Source organism: Nonomuraea sp. NPDC001684, from assembly GCF_053596515.1.
In genome coordinates, this window is record NZ_JBSFGJ010000594.1 from 1 (window position 1) to 4,716 (window position 4,716).

The following is a 4,716-nucleotide window of genomic DNA, read 5'->3' on the forward strand; positions in this document are numbered from 1 at the left end:
GCCGTCGCTGGCGTGCGCGACCGGCACAGCACCGGCCGCCACCAGCGCCGCGGCGCCGCCGCTCGACCCGCCCGCGGTGCGGCCCAGGTCCCAGGGGTTGCGTGCGGGCCCGTAGCGCACGGGCTCGGTGGTGAAGCTGACGCACAGCTCGGGCACCGTGGTCAGGCCCAGCGTGACCAGTCCGGCGGCGCGGAACCGCGTCATCAGGTCGGTGTCGCGCCGGGCGAGGACGCCGGGATAGGCCCGGCTGCCCAGCGTGAACGGCACCCCTTCGGCCACCGGCCCGTGATCCTTGATGAGGAACGGCACCCCCGCGAAGGGGCCGTCGGCTGCGTGGTCGAGCGCCGGCGAGAACACCGGCAGCGCCAGGCCGTTCACGTGTTCGTCGACCTGCGCCAGCGCCTGGCGGGCCGCCGCCTCGACCTCGCCGGCGTCGGTCTCGCCCGTCCTGATCAGGTTGCTGAGGCCGGTGGCGTCGTACCTGGCGTACTCCTGGATGTCCATGGAAAGTCCTTCTCCGGGCGCGCTCGGGCGCCCGTACGTCGATCGTCTGAGGGAAGAGTCAGAGAGCTGCCGACAAGGGGGCGACGGCTCCTGGGCCGTCCCCCTGCCGGTGATCGACGTGTTCCTACGCTCGGTACATCACCGGCCATGCTCGCAGCGACCGTCCGTCTGGTCCACCGAGTTTTCACCAGGGGCCTCATAGCGGCCCTGCACCTCACTCAAGACGATGACGCCCGCACCGGAGCCCAGGACGGCCGGCCTTAACTGTCCGTCCACGTCGGGCAGCACCCTCATGGACCACGACCGGAAACCACAAGCTACGGGTGGCCCTGCTGCGCGCCCCTGGCCCGCCGTCTCCACGGCCGCTCGCGGACTGGAGACCGAGGAGCGGCTCAGCTCCTGGGGACCGGTCCTTGTGCTTAAGGAATGACTTCGCTGCTGGGGACCAGGAATGGGGTTGCCCAAGTGCCCCTGGAAAGGGTTCGCCCCTGAGGGGACCGGGCGGTTCCCGTGGTCCTGACATGATGTGGATCATTTCCTGAAATATCGGCCTTTTGGAGGAAAGCTGTGCGCATTGCGCTCGCCGGGCTCGCCACCAGCCATCCGTACACCGACGCCCGCACCCTGGCCCGCCACGCCGAGCTGACCGTCTGGGAGCCCGACGCCGAGCGGCTGCGGCGCTTCACCGAGGAGCATCCCGAGGCGAAGGCGGCGGGCGACCTCGACGAGCTGCTGGCGGGAAACCCGGACGGCGTCGTGCTGACGCTGCCCAACCCGCACGTGCCCGCCGCTCTCGGCCAGGTGCTGGAGACCGGCGTGCCGTGTTTCGTGAACAAGCCCGCCGCCGCGACCAGGGAGCAGCTCGACGCCCTGCGCCGGCTGCCGGTGCACGATCGGGTGATGTCGGGCTCGGTGCTGCGTTTCGCGCCCGCCTTCGCCGAGGTCCGCGCCGACGCGCAGGACGTGCTGTCGGTACGGGCGACGGTCCGGCACGACGTGGGCCAGTGGGCCGACGGCTACAACGCCTGGCAGGACACTCCCGGCGAGGGCGGCGGGACGATGGTGACCATGGGCATCCACGGCGTCGAGCCGCTGGTCGCCCTGCTGGGCCCGGACGTGCGCCTGGTCGGGGCGGCCGGAACCAGACGCCACTACCGGACACTCAGCTCCGAGGACACCGGCGTCCTGGCACTGCAGTGGGCGAACGGGATAGTCGGAACGGTCGAGATCCTGGGCGTCTCGGACGACAACGCCTACATGGTGACCCTCCACGGCCGGCACGGCAGCGAGTCGATCGTGATCGAAAGCGGCCCCGACCCGGTCCACAACCTGGGATACGTCCGGACGATGGAGGCGTTCCTCAGCATGGTGAACGGCGCCCCGAACCCAGTGCCATGGGCCGAAACCCTCGCAATCCTGGACATCCTTATCTCAGCACGAGAACACGCCCCCACCGCCTGAGAACCACCCCGACCATCAACCGCCCCCAGACACCAACCACCACACCCGCCCCCAGACACCAACCACCAAGCCCCGCCACCGAGCCGAACCAGCGCCCCGGCCCCGAGCCGAACCAGCGCGCCGAAAGCCATACATGGCACCATTCGCGGCCCCGCCACCTGGGCCGCCCCGCTCTCCGACCGTTCGCGGGTCGCGACCGGTCGGGGCAGCCGAGGGGGTCTCGCCGTCTCTTCGCGGCCGGCCCGGGAGCCGGCCGTCAGCAGTCGCGGAACGTGGGGACGGAGACGCCCAAGACGTGGCTCTGTCGTGGTTTGTCGGCGAACACCCAGCGGTTGGTGGCCAAGGCGTCGTCCGGTTCGGGGAGGGGGCCGCGACCGTGCTGACGGGTGAAGTCGAAGGGCGTACGGACGGTGGCGGACCAGCCCCGCCCCCTCAGCAGCCCGATGGAGTCAGGACGCGGCTTCCGGTCGAACAACGCGAGCAGATCCACGCCGATCTGCGCCTTGGTCGCCGCGTAGACCGGGTTGGCGCGGACCGCCGGCGACCCCAGCCCGAGCTTCGCCTCGAACGCCAGGACGCTCCCCTCGGCGCTCAGGACGTCGATGGTCCGCTGAAGCCGCCGTTCGACCTCCGGATCCAGGTAGAGCAGCAGCCCTTCGGCCAGCCAGGCGGTCGGCGCGTTCGCGTCGAAGCCCGCGCCCAGCAGCGCGCCGGCCCAGTCGTCGCCCACGTCGGCCGCGACCACCCGACGCCGTGCCGCCGGGACGCTCCGAACCGGGAAAGACGGCTCGACGGCGAGCGAGGCGAGCACGTGCTCCTTGAACGCCAGCACACCCGGCCGGTCGATCTCGTACACGACCTGTCCCCGAGGCCAGCCGAGCCGCAGAGCCCGGCTGTCGAGCCCCGCGCCGAGCAGGACGACCTGCCGGATGCCCGCCTTGGCCGCGCGCAGCAGGAAGTCGTCGAGGACCCGGGTACGCAGACCGAAGTAGCGCCCGAGCCTGCCCCACAGAGGGTTGGCGTCGCCGCCGGGCACGTCCTGCGGACGGGTCGGCCAGGCGGCCGAGGCGGCGGAGGCGCGGACGAAGTGCTCGGCGTAGGGGTCGGCGGCCAGGGAGTCGGGGCGGTGGGTCTCGATCGCCCGCGCGGCGGCGACCATGAGCGCGGTCAGGCCGACGCCGCTGTCGATTTCGAGCTGTCGGTTGTCCGGCACGTGCGCTCCTCTCGGGCCGGTCGACCGTCCGCTGACACCGCGGCGGTCTCCTGTTCCGGGATCCACGAGCCGGGGACGTCGTGGGAGCTGAGATGGGCGCCGTAGAGGGCGGCCATGAAGCGCAGGATCTCCGAGTCGGGCAGGTGGCGGCTGGCGGTGCAGTCGGTCAGCACCGTGATGTGGAAGCCCTTCTGGAACGCGGTGCGGGCGGTGCTGTCCACGCAGACGTCGGTGTACAGGCCGGCGAACACCAGGCGGACGATGCCGCGCCCGCGCAGGTGCCGCTCGAAGCCCTCGCTGAGGAAGGCGTCGAAGCAGGCCCACTTGGTGAAGACCGGCTCCCCGGGCGCGGGCTCGACCTTGTGGAACTGCGCGCCCCAGGTGCCTTCGAGGCATTTGAGGGGTTTGCCCTGGGCGAGGTCGCGCCGCCGCCAGCTCGGCCCCTGATGCTCGGCGTCACCGACGAACCTGACGAACACCACGTCCATGCCGCGGGCTCGCGCCGATGCGAGGGCTCTGGCCGTGTTGGCCGCGGCCGTCTCCAGAGCCGCCGGGTCCCCGGCGTAACGAGCACGGGCGGTGGGACCGGTACAGAAGTCGTTCTGCAGATCGACGACGACCAGAGCCGCACGCTCGGTGACAGGCGGGCGCTCCTCAGCGGCCGGGCCGGCACCTTCCTGGACGGGCCGGTGCTCCTCGGTGATCACGCCGGCGGCACGTTCCTGGTGTTCCCCGCCGACCAGAATGGAACGTTCCTTCTGGGGCTGTGGCTGCTCGTCGGTCATGAGTCCGCCATCGATACCGGCCGGGCCACGGGCTCCAGGGCGTCGAGGAGGGCGTCGACCACGCCGGTGGTGGAGTGGCGTCCGCCGGCGTCAGGGGTGGCCACGCCGTGCCGGTCGAGCGTCATCAGGGCGCGTTCGACCATCCGCACCGCTCCGGCGCACCCCGCGTGCCGCTCGGCGATGGCCGCCGCGGCCCGGACGGTGGCCACCGGGTTGACCCTCCCGGTGCCCGCCAGGTCGTCGGCGGAGCCGTGCACGGTCTGGTACTCGACCAGGCCGCGCGCGTCGGGATGCAGGTAGACGTTCTCGGTACAGCGGTTCTCCTGCCGCTCGGAGCCGAAGCGGTCGAGCAGCACCACGTGCATGATGTCGGCCCACTCGTTGCCCGCGATGATCACCGTGCGGGGGCGGGGGCCGCGTTCGATGAGGTTGCGGTTGACGGTGTCGGGCTGGAACAGGCCGATCTGCACGCCGTGGCGGGCGGCGCTCTCGGCCACCCACTCGTCGAGCGCGCCGTCGAGCAGGTGGAACTTGTAGGCCATGACGATCTCGTCGATGCGGCCGTCGGGCCACTCCTGGCGCGCCCGGCGCACGGCCAGCGCGATGACCTTCTCGGTGATCTCCCTGCTGAAGGTCATCGTGCGGACGAGCGCGCCGGGAAGGTGCACGTTCTCGCCGGTGTAGAAGCCCTGGGCCTGGTCTCTGACCAGCAGCAGCGACGCCCCGGCCGTGGTGATGGCGTCGATCTTCACC

5 protein-coding genes are annotated in these 4,716 nt (G+C 71.5%); 1 reads left to right on the forward strand and 4 read right to left on the reverse strand.

What is annotated here, in order from left to right; genetic code table 11:
- Window positions 1-504: amidase family protein (locus ACWCSD_RS48005; protein ID WP_449925730.1), on the reverse strand; the 504-nt coding region annotated here is incomplete at its 3' end.
- 567 nt (window positions 505-1,071) lie between these two features.
- On the opposite strand from ACWCSD_RS48005, the gene ACWCSD_RS48010 reads away from it, so the two are divergent.
- Window positions 1,072-1,965 (forward strand): Gfo/Idh/MocA family protein, encoded by an 894-nt coding sequence (locus ACWCSD_RS48010; RefSeq protein WP_397162803.1) that lies wholly within the window; start codon window positions 1,072-1,074, stop codon window positions 1,963-1,965.
- Window positions 1,966-2,221: 256 nt separating this feature from the next.
- On the opposite strand, the gene ACWCSD_RS48015 is transcribed toward ACWCSD_RS48010, so the two are convergent.
- From ACWCSD_RS48015 to ACWCSD_RS48025, 3 genes are all read right to left on the reverse strand, one after another.
- Window positions 2,222-3,178 carry an SAM-dependent methyltransferase gene (locus ACWCSD_RS48015; protein ID WP_449925734.1) on the reverse strand — a complete coding sequence of 319 codons (957 nt, stop codon included), beginning with the start codon at window positions 3,176-3,178 and terminating at the stop codon, window positions 2,222-2,224.
- The gene (locus tag ACWCSD_RS48020) at window positions 3,133-3,963 is read right to left on the reverse strand and encodes a cysteine hydrolase family protein (RefSeq protein ID WP_449925737.1); all 831 of its coding nucleotides are present in this window, start codon (window positions 3,961-3,963) and stop codon (window positions 3,133-3,135) included. The genes ACWCSD_RS48015 and ACWCSD_RS48020 overlap by 46 nt, the downstream gene beginning before the upstream one ends.
- On the reverse strand, window positions 3,960-4,716 hold a 757-nt coding region (locus tag ACWCSD_RS48025), incomplete at its 5' end, for an isocitrate/isopropylmalate family dehydrogenase (RefSeq protein WP_449925740.1). The genes ACWCSD_RS48020 and ACWCSD_RS48025, both read right to left, overlap by 4 nt.

Bases quoted from the DNA above. Each gene is read 5' to 3' on its own strand.
- ACWCSD_RS48020 (WP_449925737.1), bottom strand. From the start codon at position 3,963: ATGACCGACGAGCAGCCACAGCCCCAGAAGGAACGTTCCATTCTGGTC.